This is a genomic window from Niallia sp. Kr1 (genome assembly GCF_050389805.1).
Taxonomy (GTDB): Bacteria; Bacillota; Bacilli; order Bacillales; family Cytobacillaceae; genus Bacillus_BD.
In genome coordinates this window covers 3812108-3830578 of record NZ_CP130945.1, presented here as the reverse complement: position 1 = coordinate 3830578, position 18471 = coordinate 3812108, and the positions used below count along the sequence as shown (strand labels likewise).

Here is an 18471-nt window from a genome sequence, read left to right as displayed (position 1 = left end):
ATTAACATTCTTTAAATATATAGCTTCGGTTTTGAGGGAGATGGTTGATTATTTGTATGTTCGACTGTATCTGCTTCGTGATCGGAGCTGCTTGATTCATAGGAAGCTACATCCTTTTTCTCGCTTTTTGATGATGAACTTGATTCATCCTGATTTTTACTAAATTCAGGTGCGTCCTTGAGTCCACGATATAACTTCCACATCATCGGAATATTTTTCACAATTGGACCGTACTGCTGAACCATGGGTCCGACTTGTTGGGCTGTGCTTAATACTTTTTGTGTGTTCGTTAAAAAGCCATTAATGGTGTTCGGGTTTGATAGTGTCTTTAGTAGTCCGCCACCACCCCGAGCCGCTTGTTGACCAAAACCGCTAAAAGGTTGTACGGCTGCGCGATTTCCTGTTTGATTAAAAAGTCTAGATAAAAACCCACCGCCACCACGCTGTTGTGGCAGCCTTGGTCTTGCCATCATAGGGTTGGCAGGTGGCATTCGATTGTATGAATGAAAGCCCTGAGGTGGCATTCTATGCTGCATATGGGGATGTTGATATCTCGGGTACATGTTTCTTCCTCCTTCTAAGTTCGTCTACTTCACATTTTTATATTTCATCATATGCTAGTGAAACCTAAATGGTTTGTGTGGGTAAAGGGGAATTAAAGTAAATTATAAGCTAATGGTGGTGATTCTCTTTAAAATTCTTTATAATATTATAATGGTCTTAAAAGGCTTTATGAACGATACTTTGGCTATACTAATAATTGTTAAAGTGCGTATTAAAAGGAGTATAAATATGAGTGAAACAAAATTTGATCGATTTAACCTAAAGCCATTTATTATAGAAGCTGTTAAGGAATTAGGCTTTTTTGAACCGACTGAAATACAAGAAAGATTAATTCCAATCGTGTTAAAAGGGGAAAGTGTGATCGGTCAGTCCCAAACAGGGACTGGAAAAACCCATTCTTATGTATTGCCGATCCTTGAACAAGTGGAACCTGCGAAAGAACATGTACAAGCTGTTATTACAGCGCCAACAAGAGAGCTTGCGGCACAGATTTATCACGAAATCCTAAAGATTACGAAGCATTCAGACGAAGAAATCGCGGTCCGTTTATATATTGGGGGAACGGATAAGCAGCGAACAATTGAAAAATTAAAACAGCAGCCACATATTGTGGTGGGAACACCGGGACGAATTCATGATCTTATAAAGGAACAAGCTTTATTTGTGCATACTGCTCCTATTTTTGTTGTAGATGAAGCGGATCTTATGCTAGAAATGGGCTTTTTAGAAGATGTGGATCAGATTGCAGCGCGAATGGCAGCTCAATTACAAATGTTAGTTTTCTCTGCAACGATTCCAGAAAAGCTAAAGCCGTTTTTAAAAAAATATATGGAAAATCCGAAATTTATTGCAGTAGCTCCACAACAAGCGACTGCAGCGAATATTGAGCATTATGTATTGCCATCTAGACATCGAAATAAGCTTGGGCTAGTTCACGAGGCACTTATCCATTATAATCCATATCTTGCGATTGTATTTACTAACACAAAGAAAATGGCAGATGAAGTAGCGGATGGGTTAATGGCAAAAGGATTAAAAGTCGGAAGAATTCATGGGGATTTGTCACCTAGAGAACGAAAAAAAATGATGAAGCAAATTCTTGATTTAGAGTATCAATACATTGTTGCGACCGATTTAGCTGCTCGTGGTATTGATATTCAAGGAATCAGTCATGTCATCAACTATGAACTTCCAACTGACCTTGATTTTTATATTCATCGCGTAGGTAGAACGGCTCGTGCTGGTTTCTCAGGAATCGCCTTAACCATTTATGAGGACAAGGATGAAGATGCTTTGAACAAGCTTGAAAAAATGGCGATTGAGTTCAAGCATGTGGATATTGGAAAAGATGGTTGGGTCGATTTAGGAGACCGAAATAAACGAAGAAAACGCCAAAAACAAGTGGATGAAATTGATTTGAAAGTGAAAGCCATGGTGAAAAAACCTAAAAAGGTAAAACCAGGCTATAAAAAGAAGTTACAGCAAGAAACCGAGTCTATTAGAAAAAGACAAAAAAGATTGAAGAGGAAATAGTTAAAACGCAAGGGAGAGGGAGTCATGTTAAAAATAGGTTCACATGTATCAATGAGCGGGAAAAAGATGTTGCTAGCTGCTAGTGAGGAAGCTGTTTCTTACGGATCCAATACATTTATGATTTATACAGGCGCACCGCAAAATACAAGAAGAAAAAAACTGGAAGATTTAAATATTGAAGCGGGTAGAAAACACATGGAAGAGAACGGAATCCATGAAATCATCGTTCATGCTCCGTATATTATTAATATTGGAAATGCTGCGAACCCAGCAACCTTTGAATTAGGAGTTAATTTCTTAAGAACAGAAATTGACCGAACCGAGGCAATTGGAGCAAAGCAAATTGTTTTACATCCAGGCTCACATGTAAAAGAAGGCGCTGAAGTTGGAATCAAAAAGATTATCGAAGGCTTAAATGAAGTTTTATCCCAAGACGATCAGGTGCAGATTGCTCTTGAAACCATGGCGGGTAAGGGTTCTGAATGCGGAAGATCTTTTGAAGAATTAGCGATGATTATTGATGGCGTTACTCACAATGAGAAGCTAAGTGTTTGCTTTGATACCTGTCATACACATGATGCCGGTTATAACATTGTTGAAGATTTTGATGGGGTATTGGAAGAATTTGATCGGATGGTTGGAATTGACCGGATTAAGGTTCTTCATATTAATGACAGTAAAAATGTGCGCGGTGCAGCGAAAGACCGCCATGAAAATATTGGTTTTGGACATATTGGTTTTGATGCTTTAAATTATATTGTTCATCATCCACAACTGATGGATATTCCTAAAATTTTAGAAACTCCTTATGTGGGTGAGGATAAGAACAGCAAAAAGCCACCTTACAAGCATGAAATCCAGATGTTACGAAATCAAAAGTTCAATGAAAATCTTCTAAATGATATCGTGAGTGAATAATAATGGTAAAAAAGATGTCAGGGATATGTCCTGACATCTTTTATCTATTTTGAAGGTAAAGATTTCTGAAATTTGATTAATGTCTAGCTACAACGCATACCCCCTCGAGGTCACAAGCGTGTCTAGTGTCGGCTCCTAGGGACTAGGGTCATAAGCCAAGTAATTCTGAAGGCAAAGAACGCCTGAAAATTACTCGTCTTATGCCCGTCATCCCTGTCGCCTATACATTTCTTTCAATCCGTCAAGAAGATTAAAGAACAATCTTCATGCCGGCTCGTCTTGTGCTTGGCCGTACCGGCATAAGTGCAACTACTCCTCTGACTGCGCCTAAAGGCTTGTCAGTCGGAGAGTTTTCTTTATCGGGGGTGAGCAAGGCGTTTCCGCTTTTCTATTTGGTAAACGATGATAATAAACGATCCACTTCTTTTGCTGTTTGAGGATTTGTGATTCGCTCTAATGCCTTTATTAAACGGGCGCGCTCACTATCATTGAAAATATCCACTTTTTTCCCTTTTAAGAACCCGGTAACTTGGGATGCTTCTTTTCTAGAGATGGATATTTGAAATTGATTTGCATATTTTAATAATTCATCAGTGGTTAGATGATTAATTTTATGATTGATTACTTTTTGGAATATACTCATGCCATCACTCCTTCATAGCATGATATGGAAGGACAAATCAAAAAGTGATGAAAAGGATTCAGATTAGCTGAATACATAGAGGATTATGTTCTTTTATTTACTTTTTCAGTGAATTCCTGTAAAATACTAAATCGGAATGATTTCGGAAATTAGGTGAATGTATGTGTAATGACAAGTCTATTATTAAAATAAAAGGATTGACCTATCGTTACGAAAAAGAACCCGTGTTAGAGGATATTGAGCTTTCGATCCATGAGGGGACTTTTCTTGGGATTGTTGGACCCAATGGTTCAGGAAAATCGACTTTATTAAAGTTAATTCTTGGGTTGTTGAAGGTTCAACAAGGAGAAATTAAACTGTTTGGTGATGATCAATCACAATTTAAACAATGGGAAAGAATTGGTTTTGTATCACAAAAGGCGAATTCTTTTAATACAGGTTTTCCTGCCACCGTTTTTGAAGTGGTTAAAAGCGGATTAACGAAAAAAATTGGTTTATTCCATCGCATGAATAAGAAACAGCAGCAAAAAGTATATGAGGCAATTGAATCCGTTGGTTTGACCCCATTTATTAATAGAAATATTGGGGAACTGTCAGGAGGACAGCAACAACGTGTTTTTATTGCAAGAGCTCTTGTAAGTGATCCAAAATTATTGGTTTTGGATGAACCTACTGTTGGGGTAGATGCATCACATGTACAATCTTTTTATCAAATCTTAGAGCATTTAAATAAAAATCTCGGGATTACACTTGTCTTGGTGACCCATGATATTGGGGCGATGACAGAGAAGGTAAATGAAGTTGTCTATCTTAATAAAAGAATATGGTTTCATGGAAATGCGAAAGAATTTGGCGAGTTACAAACAAATGGGGTCTCCTCATTTGTTAGCCTTGAACCTTTTATGTTCAATCAGGCTCAAAGTATTCTTCAACACAGGGGGACATAACACATGATTTCAAGTATCCTGCAATATGAATTTTTACAAAATGCTTTTCTTACAGGGATGATCATTGGAATTATTGCCCCGTTAATAGGTGTTTTTGTAGTCGTTAGGAGATTATCCCTCATCGCTGATGCGTTAAGTCATGTGACTCTTGCTGGAATCGCAGCCAGTCTTCTTTTAGAAAAAAAATTTTTTTTACCAGGTACGTTAAATCCAACGTATATGGGGATGTTTTTTTCGGTTGCCGGATCTTTGTTAATTGAAAAGCTAAGATCGGTTTATAAGCACTATGAAGAATTGGCGATCCCCATCATTATGTCAGGTGGAGTAGGGTTAAGCGTTCTATTTATTTCACTGGCGGATGGTTTTAATACAGATCTTTTCGGATATTTATTTGGAAGTGTATCGGCTGTAAGTAGACAGGATTTATGGGCAATTCTCATCATTAGTGTTTTTGTGATCTCTCTAGTTATTTTGCTCTATAAGGAGCTTTTTATTATTTCCTTTGATGAAGAACATGCACAGGCTTCCGGTATTCCTGTGAAGAGACTGCATTTGTTGTTTATAATCATGGTGGCTCTTGTTATTGCTTCTTCAATGAGAATTGTCGGTGTTTTATTAGTGTCCTCCTTAATGACATTACCGGTAGCAGCAGCGATAAGACTTGCAAATGGTTTTAAGCAAACCATTATTTATTCGATTATTTTTGGGGAAACCTCTGTACTTGGTGGATTAATCATTTCGTATTATTTAGATCTGGCTCCAGGAGGAACCATTGTCATTATTTCGATTATTTTATTGATTTTAGCCATTCTTGTAAAAAAGTGGTTGTTAAAAAGAAAGGTTTGAGGTGCGTATAATGAATGTTACAGAAGCCATGAACTTGCTAAAGGAGAAGGGGTATAAGCACACAGGAAAAAGGGAAGAGATGTTACAGCTTTTTGCTGACTATAATAAATACTTAACTGCAAAGGATGTTTTAGATCTTTTAAAAGACCAATATCCTGGCTTAAGTTTTGATACGATTTATCGTAATTTATCTTTATTCGTTGATCTTGGAATTGTTGAAATGACAGAGTTATCTGGGGAAAAGCATTTTCGTTTAACATGCTCGCACCATCAGCATCATCATCATTTTATTTGTTTGGATTGTGGGAAAACAAAAGAAATTGAAACCTGTCCAATGAACCAACTATCAGAAAGCCTGAAGGGGTATGAGATTTCAGGACATAAATTTGAGATTTATGGAACATGCCCTGAATGCCATATCCAAAAATAATCAACCTTTGAAGAGTATGTCTGAGCATACAATAATTGCTATTGTAAATGAACCATCTTTCGCACAAAATATGAAGGCCTAACAGATTGGACGATTTAGTTCAAGACGAAGGCAGTTCAATTTAGATTGAACATAACAGCTTATGAGAGCGAGGGATATAGGTGGCAGATCTAGACGAACGCCAACGTTTTGGTCAAGGTCAGAATAATGCAAGCCAAGCTCAAAGTAATGCAAGCCAAGCTCAAAGTAATGCAAACCAAACTTCAAGTAGTATAGGTCAATCTCAAAGTAATACTAATCAGGTTCAAGTTAATGAAAGCCTAGCACAAAATAATGTGAGCCAAAATCAATACTATGTAGGTCCAACTAAAGGAAATGCTAGTCAATCTCAAAGTTATGCGAACCAATATCAAAGTGATACAAGCGACGAACAACTTTATGCAAGCCTGGAACAAAGTAATGTCAGGCAGTTTTCAAATGACGGTTTTAACGGAACAGAAGGCTATCAAGAAGAAACTGCAGCTGAACTAGCACCAACGATGTCAAGCTTCGGACAAGAAGCGAGTACACGTGATCAAGGACAAACAAAAGAAGGCAGCACAGCAATGGGACTGGCTGCACTTGCACTTTCCATTCTTTCATTGTTTGTCTTTCCGGTTCTATTTGGAATAACCGGTATTGTTTTAGGGTTTATCGCTCGTGGCAGAGGGGCTAAAACAGGAACATGGGCGATTACCATTGGTGCGATTTCACTTCTTTTAGGAATATTCATCCTCCCATTTTTTTAATTGGGTGTAAGATAAAAAAACGAAGGCATCATCGCCTTCGTTTTTTTTATGCATTTTGTTTTTGTTTTTCAAAATATTCTTGGGCAATTTGGTCAATTTCTTTTTTCAATTCTTCAACCATAGTTGCCTCAGGCACTTTTCGAACGATCTGTCCTTTACGGAATAATAGTCCTTCTCCACGTGCACCTGCAATTCCGATATCAGCTTCTTTTGCTTCTCCAGGACCGTTTACAGCACAGCCCAGTACAGATACTTTAATCGGTGCCTTAATGGTCGAAATATACTCTTCAACTTCATTGGCGATGCTAATTAAATCAATTTCGATTCTACCGCATGTAGGACATGAAATAAGCGTTGCTGCATTTGAAGAAAGTCCAAATGATTTTAATAATTCACGAGCTACTTTTACCTCTTCAACAGGATCTGCGCTTAAAGAAATACGGAGAGTGTTTCCAATTCCTCTGCTTAAAATAGCACCTAATCCAGCAGCACTTTTCACTGTACCAGAAAACAAAGTTCCCGATTCAGTGATTCCAAGGTGTAGAGGATAATCGAATGTTCTGGCTGCTTTTTCATAGGCCTCAATCGCTAAGTTCACATCAGAAGCCTTCATCGATACAATAATATCGTGGAAATCTAGGTCTTCAAGAATCTTGATGTGATGGAGGGCACTTTCAACCATCCCGTCAGCAGTAGGGTAACCGTATTTATCAAGAATCCGCTTCTCAAGTGAGCCAGCATTAACGCCAATTCGAATCGGAATTCCACGTTCCTTGGCTGCTTTTACAACGGCTTCTACTTTTTCACGTTTTCCAATGTTACCTGGATTGATACGGATTTTATCTGCCCCGCCTTCAATGGCTTTTAAGGCTAATTTATAGTCAAAATGAATATCAACGACAAGTGGAATATTAATTCTTTTCTTAATCTCAGCAATCGCATCTGCAGCTCTTTCGTCAGGGCAAGCAACACGTACGATTTGGCACCCAGCTTCTTCTAATCTTTTGATTTGTTCAACTGTTGCTTCCACATCATGTGTCTTTGTAGTCGTCATACTCTGAATAAACAGTTCGTTACTTCCGCCAATTGTTAAATTGCCAACCTTCACCGGTCTTGTTTTTGTACGATGTATAATCTCACTCAATGGTGGTTCGCTCCTTTTATAAAAAAATCATATTTAATCCACACCATTATTATTGTAGCAATGATGTTAGGAAATTGACAAGGATGTTGACGGAAAGATTATTGCCAATTACTAAAGTTCGTAATGAGGGTATTTATTCTACCCTTTGGTAGTCAGGAAATTTATACTTTTTGCCAGACTGTATTTCCTGAGGTGTAAGGTCTTGATTGAGTGTTTTAAAATCACTAACAACATCAGAAATTGGAACGGGAATGGATCCACCAAGTTGGCCCTCAATAATAGATAAAACTGTATCGCCGTTTTGAACTGTATGCTCAAAATAGGGCATAAGATCGTCAGAGTCATTGTGGTTGGTTTCTTTTACTTGTTGTTGGATCGAAACAGCAGGAAGGGTACCATGATTTAAATCATAATAAATGACATATAGGACTAATACTGTGACTAGGAATAAGATTAGGCGCTTCATAAGGCTCCTCCTGTAACTCATAATCACTTATTTCTATGCTTGTCCTTTTTGAAATAGAACAAAGGTAGAGGTAACAATATGATTGAAATTTAAGAATTGTATAAGATATAATCGGTATGATTGAAGCACAGAGAGAAGGGGAGAACATTGGCAAATAACTGGTCAGAAGAAAATCTTCTTTCAATTCGGGAAAGAGCCTATTTGTATCTAAAGGATTTAATTCTAGAAGGCGAATTAAAAGCTGGAGACCGTTTAGTGGAAAGAGAACTAGCCGAAAAGTTAAATATTAGCCGCACACCAATTCGGGAAGCATTATTTAGATTAGAGTCACAAGGTTTTGTAAAAACAGTACCGAGAAAAGGAGTCATTGTCGCTGAAATTTCTGAAAAGGAAATACTCGAGGTCTTTACCATTTTATCTTCATTAGAAGTATTAGCGGCGAAATTGACAATTGAAAAGCTAGATGGCGATACAATTTCAAAATATAAAGAGTACATTAACAAAGTTGAGGAAAGTTTACAGAATGAAGAAAGTACTGATTATTCAGCCCTGCATAAAGAATTAAATCACTTGATTTATAGTACGGCAAAGAATGCGAAATTGTATGAGATTCTAAGTGGATTATCTGATTATATTCGTGCATTTGCAAAAATTGGCTATAAGAATGAGGGTCGAGCGATACAATCAATGAAAGAACATTTGGATATCATGAAGGCGATTGTTAATAAGGAAATAGAAATGACCGAGTATTTAACAAAAATCCATATCGAAAACTCTAAAAAGGCGTATACAGAGGCCTTGAATAAAGAGTAGTCTAAAAAAAGAGAAGCTTTGCTTTTCTTTTTTTTGTTCGACCTGTTAACTAGGTTGTTGCTTTCCTCTCAACTATCCCGATCCATCTCGACACTTTTTGTCTCCGGTGTCTTGCTTGTTTCGCTTTTCCCGCAAGAGGTATTCGTGCTTTCCACTACTATTAACAACAGATTTAACAGTCTTCTGTTTATTCACAAGTAAAAAATACCTATAAAAATAAAATTATGTAATATTCAAAATTGTTTGGACAATTAAGAATATTGATGGTATATTATTAACATTATCACGATAGTGAAAAAGGGGTGGTTTGTTCGAGAAAATTTAGGTATACAATATACGAAATACAAAAAGAAGTTGGAATGAATCAGTTTTAAAATATTTTAATAATGGAGGGGAAATATGGAATTAACATTTGCACACTGGATCTACGTGTTGGTGACTCTGTCGGTAATTATAACCATGCTTTTTAGAAAAGGCGTTGTATTGCCAGTTCTTATAGGAACCTTTCTTGTTGCTGCATTCTACAAAGGAAGTCTAGTCTCAGGATTTCAAGCTGTATTTAATGCCAATTTAGTGGCTGCAAGAGAATTATTTAGTATTTTCTTGATCATCACGTTAATGATCGCAATGCTAAATGCTTTAAAGGACCTTGGAGCCGACCAAAGAATGGTTGCACCGATTCAAAAAGTAATGGTAAATGGGCATGTTTCATTCTTAATCTTACTTGGAGCAACCTATATCATTTCCCTGTTTTTTTGGCCAACACCAGCCGTTCCTTTAATCTGTGCTCTCCTAGTACCAGCCGCAGTAAGAGCAGGTTTACCTTTAATGACCGCAGCGATGGTTGTTTGTATCGCAGGCCAAGGTATGGCCTTATCCTCAGACTACATTATGCAGGTTGCACCAATGCTAAGTGCAACAGCCGCAGGAATTGAAACAGCACCAGTGACAGATAAAGCGTTAGTTCTATCCCTTATTACTGGATTAAGTGCACTTCTATACGTATATATAAGAAATTATAAAGTCATCAAAGATAATTCACTTTTAAAATCGAATCGAGTATTCAATGCAGAAGAAAAAGCGTATTTCTCCGCATCAGAAGAGCTGGCTGCAGCCATTGAAGAACCTGAGTTAGCGAAAAGAAAACAAAGCTACGGGAAGTTTTTTGCCGTTTTAGTACCTCTATCATTATTAGCGGTTATGATTTATATGTTTACCAATAAATTTACCGGTGGTACGGGTCTTGAAGGAGGAGATGGAGCAGCCTTTATTGGCGGTGTAGCAGTTATTCTCTTAATCTTAGCCACCCTTGCGATGAATCGAATCCATGCCCTTGATAAAGTGAGTGATCATTTAACAGACGGATTTGTTTTTGCCTTTAAAGCAATGGCACCTGTTATTCCGATTGCCGGGTTTTTCTTCATGGGTAGTTCTGATTTTACTGGCGCGATTCTTTCGCTTGGAGAAGATGTAGCAAAACCAGCGTTTCTATTTGATGTCATTCAAGCAGCACAATCCTATATTCCGCAAAATCCATTCTTAGCAGGATTTGGTCTCCTTATTGTTGGGATCGTAACAGGTCTTGACGGTTCAGGTTTTTCTGGGTTACCATTAACAGGTGCATTATCCGGAGCGTTAGCTACTGGCAATGGAATTGATCCTTCTACATTAGCGGCCATTGGACAGATGGGAGCGATTTGGGCAGGTGGAACAATCGTTGCTTGGTCATCACTAGTTGCAATAGCTGGTTTCTTAAAATTATCGCCAATGGAATTAGCACGGAAAAACTTTACTCCAGTCATCATGGGGTTATTCTTATCAACATTAGTAGCCGTTTTGATATGGTAGAGTATTTATTTAATTAACTTAAAATTTATAATAGTGTTTAAATTATAGCATCAGTAAGGAGAGCATTATGAAAGTTGCTTTAGTCGGAATTGGGAGATTAGGAACAGCATTAATGAAACATTGGTGCCTAAATGACATCCGTATTGGGATTTCTCACCCTGATCGAACAAAGGCAGAACAGTTTGTTAAAAAGTATAGTAATGGTTATGTGCTGACGAAAAAAGAATTAAGTGAAATGGATTATATCATACTGGCATTATCAGCAAAAGATATCGCTCCGTTCCTTACTGAGTTTGGTACAAGCCCAAAGAGCGAATTCATTAATATGGCAACAGCCCTTTTGACAAGCGATTTGAAAGAGCAATTTCCGGATTTAACGATTACAGGCATTAAGTATATGGGACATTCAAAAGATTTGTTAGATAATGGAAATGGCTTATTTATTACGGAATCTCCTATACCAAGTGGGGTAGCAGACTTATTCAATTATCAGGGTAAAATAGTTGTAGACTCTGAAGAAACGCTAAATGAAGTGAATAAAATAGCTACTTATTATAGTATTAAAGCCGCGATGAAGATTGAATCGATTATGGAAGAAAAGGGGCTATCTTCAGATTATGTCGGAAGGGCACTGACATCGATTGCACCTCAAGTCATTAAATCTTATTATGAGGGCAATTTAGGTCATTTTGCGAAACGTATTGTAACGGAAATTCAAAATAAATAAGGATAAAAAGGTGCATTGCTAGGGCAATGCACCTTTTTTTATATGGTTTTTGCTTTAGCCAAGAAACATATTTAAAACTAAAAGATAGAGAAGTGAAAATCCAATATATACAGAAGTAAAAGAAAGATTCCAATTGGAAACCTTAAATGAACTCTCTTTTAAAATATTAGACATCAGTCCTAGTGTTGCATTATAAGGACCGACTAAAAAGGAAGAAACGGCACCGATTAACATAGAAACAGTTAGAATATGTGGTGATATACCAATTACACTTGGATCCAAGGATCCAGCGACAAGAGATAGACTAACGGCTGGGTGTAGTCCGATAAACGCTAGGGCTAGTGGGATAAGTGGCAACAGGAGAATAAAAATTTCAGCCCCAATAGCATCCACAAGAGTTAAAACCCAATGATTCAGCACCTCATTACTTTTTGAAAGGTGGATCGTAGAAATAAAAAAACCTGCACATAAAAAAATGAAAAATTGATCCTTCATCGTAATCGATATTCCTTTTAATTGATCAAGCAATTGAACGATATATTCCTTCCCTTTATGAATCATAAGTGACCAGGTTAGTGAAAACGGGATCACTAAAATCGAAACAAGAATAAGGAAAGATAAATCAAATGTTGATTCAAAAAAAGACATGAATAAGTTAAAAATTAAGATAGCAACTAAAATATGAAGTACCCTTTTTGGGGAATGAGTAGGGGATCCCTCGGCAGTTGCAGCTTGCTCATTATGGTTTAGTACTTCTACCTTTTGAGTAGATTTTTTTTGTCCTAGTTGCCAATCAATGAATAGACCCATTACACTTAAAGGAATAACAAATGGTAAAATGGATACCCAGCTTACACCAGTCATCGTTACAACAATTCCAACAATCGGTGTAACCGGTGCCCAAAGTAAAGGCATTGCAAAGCCACGGGTGATTGCTCTACTCATGAAGCGATTTTTCTCTTTGATCGGAAAATGAGGTAACGCTGGTTTCATTGAGTAGTAGGTCATCGGTAAAGTGGCCAAGTTCATAAAAATACTAAAAAAATACGAAATACCTGATGTTAACATATATAGTTGTCCGGTCGTTTTTACCTTTTTTTGAATAATGGTTTTTAAACTTTCGTTATAATCGCCAATTTTAATCGGGATACCTAAAATCGGAACAAGTGAAAAAAGGGTTAGCAGATCGAGCATCGGACCAAATGATAGGATGTATTGCTGCCAACTAGCACCGCTGTGACATAACAACCATCCCCCTAATAGTAAAAAGAAGCAACCTAACACTCTGACTAGTTTTTTCACTTTACCTACAGTCATAATGACTATTACAAAACACATCCCTGATAGGAGCCAACCTATTTTAAAGATTGGAAATAGGGTTGACACTAAATATAAAATAATGACCGATAAAAACAATAAACGTAACATGGCACACCCCCATTTAAAATATAATTGACCGTTTCGTGGTATACCAACACCTGTTTTTCATGTTTAATTTAACTGAAATTTCACTATTTTTAAATTAAATTTGGTATTTGGTATACAATTTGATTGATTTTTGCATAGAATGTAGTAAGATAAAAGTAACAAATGATTAGGGGGTAATCAAGTTGTTTAAATATTTATTCTACTCAAAAAAGGCTGCACAAAAGGCTGAAAAAAAATTGGCCTCATTGAGAAAAACATTAAAGTTTTAATCCATATTTCCCGTCACATGGTGACGGTTCTTTTTTTGTTCATTTTTATCTATAAATAATGAAAACCGGAGTGAAATTCTTCATCTCCGGATAAAAATATCTTCTTATTAAGCAGTTAAGGTAGAATCCTGAACAAGCCTTTTATACAGCAAGATCCTCAGATTTAACTAACTTCGAGTATTTAGAATCTTCTCCGTTACCAGATGCTTTTACAATTTCATTTAATTCTTCTCTAGCTTCTTCAATAGTTGGAAATGTTTCAAAGAACTTTACATGGATGTTGTTAATATATTCTTTTCCTTCATATTTTTCATATAGTTGAATTTTAAAAGAATCCTTTACAATCTTGGCAATGGTATATTTAGATTTTAATTCATTAAAGAAATAAAAATGATAGGTTTCTATAGGCTGGAATCCATCATTATCTAAAACAGTTTGAAAGGAATCCTTATTTGTTAATACAATATACTTTTCCATTACACTCACTCCTATTTTTAGATTTGGATTTAATTTGGTTGTTGATTTCTGTTTCAGGTACATCGTTTTCTGCTCATTTACCCTTGAGCTACCTATCTTGATGTCTTAAGTTGTCTTGCCTTTTTCGCTTCCCCCATAGGAGTCTTTGGGACTTCTACTCCTATCAACAATAGTCAAAATCAACCAAAAACTTTAAAACAGCTTTTATTTTTAATGTTCTAAACATTGATATAAACGCAGTTTTTTAGGTGATTTTAAAATTTCACCTCTCTTTCGGAATTTTGTATACCATTTTCTATTGAATATTGTATACCAAGGTGGTAAAATGTTCAATAAGAATTCAAAATTTTCTAATTTATTTTTATATTTAAACAAATAAAAAAGAAAAGGGGCGGTTTTATGCCAAAAGTGATCCTTCATGTTGACGGTATAACGATTGAACAGGAAGTAAAGGAAAATGCCAATTTAGTCGTTTTAGCAGGCATTCGTCAATTTCCAAAATTAAAGTATGGTTGTGGAATGGGAAGATGTACAAAATGTGTGTGCCAAGTCGTAAATGGGGCTGATACTCTTTCAGCACCAAACTGGAAAGAGGAAAAGATGCTGGGGGATAAAATTAGTGAAGGCTATCGATTAACGTGTCAATTGAACATTCAAAATGATATAGAGATTTCTCAAGAGAATATTACAGTGACCTCACCTAAAAAACAATCATCTTTGTTATCGAAATAATAGATTATATTTTAAAAGAACTGAGGCAGGTGACTTAAAATGGAATATTATGATTTAACATCTATGACATGGGAAGAAGTTAAAGATGCATTAGATACGATCCAATTTGCAATTATTCCTATCGGGGCACACGAACAACATGGACCGCATATGGTAGAAAGTTGTGATGCTGTACTTGCTGAAAGAATGGCTAAGAAGCTTTGTGAAAGAATGCATCCGTATGCAGTCGTGACTCCTGTAATTAATATGGGAGTTTCACAGCATCATTTGAATTTTCCGGGTACGATTGCGTTACAGCCAACCACTTTAATCGCTATTTTAAGAGATATGATAGCGTCTTTACAGTTTCATGGAATTAATAAGTTTTTGTTATTAAATTCCCATGGAGGTAATCAATCTACTTTAAATCTCGCATCGTTAACACTCTCAAAAGAGTTGTCAGTAGAAATTTATTTTGCAAAAACAACGGCTTCTGCAAAACATTCCATTAAAGAATTCATCACTTCACCATTATTCGGTCATAGTTGTGAACGGGAAGTATCAGAAGCTTTATATTTAGCACCAGAGCTTATTCGACCAGACAAAATAACTAAGGGAACTATTCAAGATCAGGGCAGATGGAAACAATTGAGACCAGGCAATGCGATTCAAGGCTATTATTCTTATGATGAAATGACGGAAAATGGATGCATTGGAGACGCGACTAAGGCTAGTAGAGAAATTGGAGAGAGGATCGTGGAAGAAGCATTAGACAATTTGGTTAGAGAACTGTCACAATTACTGAAGATCAGAGTGGATGTTCAGTAACTAGAATTAGAATAGATTAAAAATTTAAAAAATTCATAAAATTGTGTTTACAAATTTAGAAAGATGTTTTATTATATGTTTAACGGTATACCAAATACCTCATAAACACGTTAAAAGTGTAAGGGTTACCTAATTTTCTTAATTCATTTTGGTATACAAAATATAAAATACTATTAATAAAATGGAGGGAATTAATGATGACAGAATTATTATCAAAAGATGAATTTCGTAAAGCTTTAGAGGATGCTATTAAAGGAAATCATAGTCAAAGAGCTCCATTTACCGTTGCTTGGGCAGAAGGAAAACTAGAAAGAAAACATTTTGCAAGATGGGCAGAAAATCACTATCACTACGTAGGACCATTCGCTAACTATTTAGCTTACATTTATCATAACACTCCAGATATCCCAGAATATGAATCTGCAAAAGACTTTATTTTACAAAATATGTATGAAGAAGAAATTGCTGCAGATCGTCATACAGATCTACTTATCCGATTTGCTGAAGCATGTGGAACAACAAGAGAAAGAGTTCAAGATCCAAATAATATGACACCAGTAACAAGAGGACTTCAAAGCTGGTGCTACGCAGTTGCAGCAAGAGAACATTTTGTAGTGGCAACAGCTGCGTTAGTCGTCGGTTTAGAATCACAGGTTCCAGATATTTATCGTAAACAAACTCCAGTATTACGTGAAAAATATGGATTTACAGACGAAGAAATCGAATTCTTTGATTTACACATCGTTTCAGATGAAATCCATGGTGAGCGTGGTTATAAAATTGTTCTAGATCATGCAGATACACCTGAATTACAACAACGTTGCATCGATATCGTTCGCGTTGGTGCTGATATGAGACGTGCTTATACAGACTCTCTATGGAGAGAATACCTACAAGAAGACCTTGGAGATTTAGTAGAAATAAAATAACAAAAGCGGGAGCGTCTTGCTTACCCTTCGAGGGGGTAGGCGATTGAGCTGGACAATAAGAAAACAAAGACCATTCATGGCCGTCAAAAAAGAATCTTGGAATTACGAGGTTTATGTGACGGCCTATTTTTTTACAAAAAAGATAAAAAGGAGTCGTGATAGATGTGCTATCAACAAAAGTTGAAGTATACAGCAACTATATAAATGGAGAATGGAAGGAATCCATTCATAAGAGAACCTTTGAAAATATTAATCCAGCAGATGTTGAGGACGTTGTTGGACTGTTTCAAGCATCCAATGAACAAGATGTAAAAGAAGCCATTGAGGCAGCAAAAGCGGCATTTCCCCAGTGGTCAAAGGTATCCCCTTCTAAACGAGCGGCAATCTTAAATAAAGCGGCTGACATTCTAGAACAGAATGCGGAAAACTATGCAGAAGAGTTAACAAGAGAAGAGGGAAAGCCAGTGACCGATTCCAAAAATGAGGTGCTGCGTTCAGCCCAAACCTTGCGTTTTTATGCGGTTGAAGGTCAAACCTTTACGGGTGAAACATTCCCAAATGATGATCCAAATATGAAGGTTTCAACGGAAAGAGAACCATTAGGAGTTGTGAGTGTCATCACTCCATGGAATTTTCCCATTTCAATTCCTTCTCGTAAAATCGCCCCAGCTTTAATAACTGGTAATACGGTTGTATTCAAACCTTCATCAGATACTCCACTAATTGCAATACGCCTTGTTGAAGCCTTACATAATGCAGGGATTCCAAAAGGTGTCATTAATTTAGTGACAGGTAAAGCTTCTGATGTTGGGGATTTACTTGTAACAGACCCGGCCATAAAGGCGGTTACCTTTACAGGATCAACCTCAGCAGGTGAGGACATATATGCGAAGTCATCCTTTACAACTAGAACACAAATGGAGTTAGGTGGAAAAAATCCAATTATTGTTATGGACGATGCAGACATCGATTTAGCAGCTACTCTTACCATTAATGGAGGATTTTCATTATCAGGTCAGGCCTGTACGGGAACAAGCCGAGTCATTGTATTAAAAGATGTGAAGGATGCATATGTTGAAAAGTTGATCGAAAAAGCCAGTGCGTTAAAGATTGGAAACGGTTTTGAAGCGGGTGCCAAAATAGGACCACTAGCAAATGAGAAACAGCTAAAAAATGTATTGAAATATATTCAGTATGGAAAAGAAGATGGCGCGACAACAGCCTATGGTGGTGAACAAATAACAGAAGGCGACTATAAAAAAGGTTATTATGTTCAACCGACCATTTTTACAAATGTAAAAAGGGATATGAGAATTGCGAAAGAGGAAATCTTTGGTCCTGTTATAGGCGTTATAGAGGTAGATTCTTATGAAGAAGCAATTAAAGTAGCCAATGATGTGGAGTATGGGTTGTCTGCTTCAATCGTGACTAATAATTTGAAAGTGGCCCAAGCATTCACGAAAGATATTCAAGCAGGAACTGTTAAGGTGAACCGAACAACAACCGGAAATTTAATGAATGCTCCGTTCGGAGGTTTAAAAAATTCAAGTACTTCTACGTTTAGAGAATCTGGTCGAGTTGGTTTAGAATTTTTCACACAAGTAAAAACGGTATATATCGGATATTAATAGGGAGGATTTTGAAATGAAAACAGCATTAAAATTAGAACTCGAAGAAGCAAAATTGATGATTGAGGCTGCAAAGAAAAAGTCAGAAGAGGTTAATGCGTTTGAAACGATTGCCATTGTTGATGATGGTGGGAACTTAATTGCTCTTGAAAGGATGAATGGGGCTCGTATAACTGGTCCTGAAATTGCCATTGCGAAGGCTTATACGGCGGGAGGTCATAAGCGTTCTACCCATTTATTCAATAAGGAGCCAAATGGTCCTGCTTTACCAGGAAATGAGGCGTTTGGAATTCAACATATGCTCAATGGCAAGTTTGCTGTTTTTGTTGGTGGATTTCCGATTGTAGTCAATGGAGAAGTAGTTGGAGGGATTGGGATTAGCGGTGGAAACGGTGAGCAAGATACAGCGGTCGGAACAGCCGCACTCGAAGCTTTACAACAGCATCTAGAAGGCTATGAAGTGATTGTTACAGCCGATATCAAAAAATAAAACAGTAATTGGATCTCATTTGCAACGAATATTTTGTAATTGGG

Annotated in this window: 20 protein-coding genes; 14 read left to right on the top strand and 6 right to left on the bottom strand. The window is 36.8% G+C overall.

Translation table 11 applies throughout. The features are described from left to right. Positions 1-11: 11 nt before the first annotated feature. On the bottom strand, positions 12-563 hold the full coding sequence (gene vrrA, locus Q5760_RS18830) for a VrrA/YqfQ family protein (RefSeq protein WP_428909151.1): 552 nt from the start codon (positions 561-563) through the stop codon (positions 12-14). A 229-nt stretch (positions 564-792) separates the two neighbouring features. On the opposite strand from vrrA, the gene Q5760_RS18825 reads away from it, so the two are divergent. Continuing rightward, a complete protein-coding gene (locus Q5760_RS18825) occupies positions 793-2097 on the top strand; it encodes a DEAD/DEAH box helicase (RefSeq protein ID WP_428909150.1) in 1305 nt (434 codons plus the stop codon). A gap of 24 nt (positions 2098-2121) precedes the next feature. Beyond that, a complete protein-coding gene (locus Q5760_RS18820) occupies positions 2122-3015 on the top strand; it encodes a deoxyribonuclease IV (RefSeq protein WP_428909149.1) in 894 nt (297 codons plus the stop codon). 388 nt (positions 3016-3403) lie between these two features. Here Q5760_RS18820 and Q5760_RS18815 read toward each other — a convergent pair whose 3' ends face one another. Continuing rightward, positions 3404-3658 (bottom strand): DUF2624 domain-containing protein, encoded by a 255-nt coding sequence (locus Q5760_RS18815; protein WP_428909148.1) that lies wholly within the window; start codon positions 3656-3658, stop codon positions 3404-3406. A 161-nt stretch (positions 3659-3819) separates the two neighbouring features. Between Q5760_RS18815 and Q5760_RS18810 the strand changes: the two genes are divergently transcribed. The 4 genes from Q5760_RS18810 to Q5760_RS18795 all read left to right on the top strand — a co-directional run bounded on the left by Q5760_RS18810 (position 3820) and on the right by Q5760_RS18795 (position 6669). Next, the gene (locus tag Q5760_RS18810; protein ID WP_428909147.1) at positions 3820-4605 is read left to right on the top strand and encodes a metal ABC transporter ATP-binding protein; all 786 of its coding nucleotides are present in this window, start codon (positions 3820-3822) and stop codon (positions 4603-4605) included. Positions 4606-4608: 3 nt separating this feature from the next. After that, positions 4609-5451, top strand: coding sequence for a metal ABC transporter permease (locus tag Q5760_RS18805; protein WP_428909146.1), 843 nt, complete (start codon positions 4609-4611; stop codon positions 5449-5451). Positions 5452-5461: 10 nt separating this feature from the next. After that, the gene (locus Q5760_RS18800) at positions 5462-5881 is read left to right on the top strand and encodes a Fur family transcriptional regulator (RefSeq protein ID WP_428909145.1); all 420 of its coding nucleotides are present in this window, start codon (positions 5462-5464) and stop codon (positions 5879-5881) included. A 161-nt stretch (positions 5882-6042) separates the two neighbouring features. Beyond that, positions 6043-6669: a hypothetical protein gene (locus Q5760_RS18795; protein WP_428909144.1), complete on the top strand. Its 627-nt coding sequence runs from the start codon at positions 6043-6045 to the stop codon at positions 6667-6669. A 46-nt stretch (positions 6670-6715) separates the two neighbouring features. On the opposite strand, the gene ispG is transcribed toward Q5760_RS18795, so the two are convergent. After that, on the bottom strand, positions 6716-7804 hold the full coding sequence (gene ispG, locus Q5760_RS18790; protein ID WP_428912629.1) for a flavodoxin-dependent (E)-4-hydroxy-3-methylbut-2-enyl-diphosphate synthase: 1089 nt from the start codon (positions 7802-7804) through the stop codon (positions 6716-6718). Positions 7805-7946: 142 nt separating this feature from the next. Continuing rightward, positions 7947-8279: a hypothetical protein gene (locus Q5760_RS18785; RefSeq protein ID WP_428909143.1), complete on the bottom strand. Its 333-nt coding sequence runs from the start codon at positions 8277-8279 to the stop codon at positions 7947-7949. Between the two features lie 147 nt (positions 8280-8426). Here Q5760_RS18785 and Q5760_RS18780 point away from each other — a divergent pair, with 147 nt between their 5' ends. The 3 genes from Q5760_RS18780 to Q5760_RS18770 all read left to right on the top strand — a co-directional run bounded on the left by Q5760_RS18780 (position 8427) and on the right by Q5760_RS18770 (position 11667). Beyond that, the gene (locus Q5760_RS18780) at positions 8427-9092 is read left to right on the top strand and encodes a GntR family transcriptional regulator (protein WP_428909142.1); all 666 of its coding nucleotides are present in this window, start codon (positions 8427-8429) and stop codon (positions 9090-9092) included. Between the two features lie 399 nt (positions 9093-9491). Next, the gene (locus tag Q5760_RS18775) at positions 9492-10940 is read left to right on the top strand and encodes a hypothetical protein (protein ID WP_428909141.1); all 1449 of its coding nucleotides are present in this window, start codon (positions 9492-9494) and stop codon (positions 10938-10940) included. A 67-nt stretch (positions 10941-11007) separates the two neighbouring features. Then, complete coding sequence (locus Q5760_RS18770) at positions 11008-11667, top strand: NAD(P)-binding domain-containing protein (RefSeq protein ID WP_428909140.1); 660 nt, start codon at positions 11008-11010, stop codon at positions 11665-11667. 54 nt (positions 11668-11721) lie between these two features. Here the strand turns inward: Q5760_RS18770 and Q5760_RS18765 are convergent, their stop codons facing one another. Together Q5760_RS18765 and Q5760_RS18760 are read right to left on the bottom strand one after the other, a co-directional pair. Further along, entirely contained in the window at positions 11722-13095 is a 1374-nt protein-coding gene (locus Q5760_RS18765; RefSeq protein ID WP_428909139.1) for a hypothetical protein, read from the bottom strand. Positions 13096-13505: 410 nt separating this feature from the next. After that, entirely contained in the window at positions 13506-13841 is a 336-nt protein-coding gene (locus Q5760_RS18760) for a hypothetical protein (protein WP_428909138.1), read from the bottom strand. A 399-nt stretch (positions 13842-14240) separates the two neighbouring features. On the opposite strand from Q5760_RS18760, the gene Q5760_RS18755 reads away from it, so the two are divergent. The 5 genes from Q5760_RS18755 to Q5760_RS18735 all read left to right on the top strand — a co-directional run bounded on the left by Q5760_RS18755 (position 14241) and on the right by Q5760_RS18735 (position 18427). Further along, positions 14241-14573, top strand: a complete 333-nt coding sequence (locus Q5760_RS18755; protein ID WP_428909137.1) for a 2Fe-2S iron-sulfur cluster-binding protein — start codon at positions 14241-14243, stop codon at positions 14571-14573. A gap of 39 nt (positions 14574-14612) precedes the next feature. After that, positions 14613-15380 (top strand): creatininase family protein, encoded by a 768-nt coding sequence (locus Q5760_RS18750; protein ID WP_428909136.1) that lies wholly within the window; start codon positions 14613-14615, stop codon positions 15378-15380. A 197-nt stretch (positions 15381-15577) separates the two neighbouring features. Next, positions 15578-16309 (top strand): TenA family transcriptional regulator, encoded by a 732-nt coding sequence (locus Q5760_RS18745; RefSeq protein ID WP_428909135.1) that lies wholly within the window; start codon positions 15578-15580, stop codon positions 16307-16309. Positions 16310-16473: 164 nt separating this feature from the next. Then, the gene (locus Q5760_RS18740; protein WP_428909134.1) at positions 16474-17937 is read left to right on the top strand and encodes an aldehyde dehydrogenase family protein; all 1464 of its coding nucleotides are present in this window, start codon (positions 16474-16476) and stop codon (positions 17935-17937) included. A 16-nt stretch (positions 17938-17953) separates the two neighbouring features. Beyond that, on the top strand, positions 17954-18427 hold the full coding sequence (locus tag Q5760_RS18735; RefSeq protein WP_428909133.1) for a GlcG/HbpS family heme-binding protein: 474 nt from the start codon (positions 17954-17956) through the stop codon (positions 18425-18427). Positions 18428-18471: the final 44 nt, after the last annotated feature.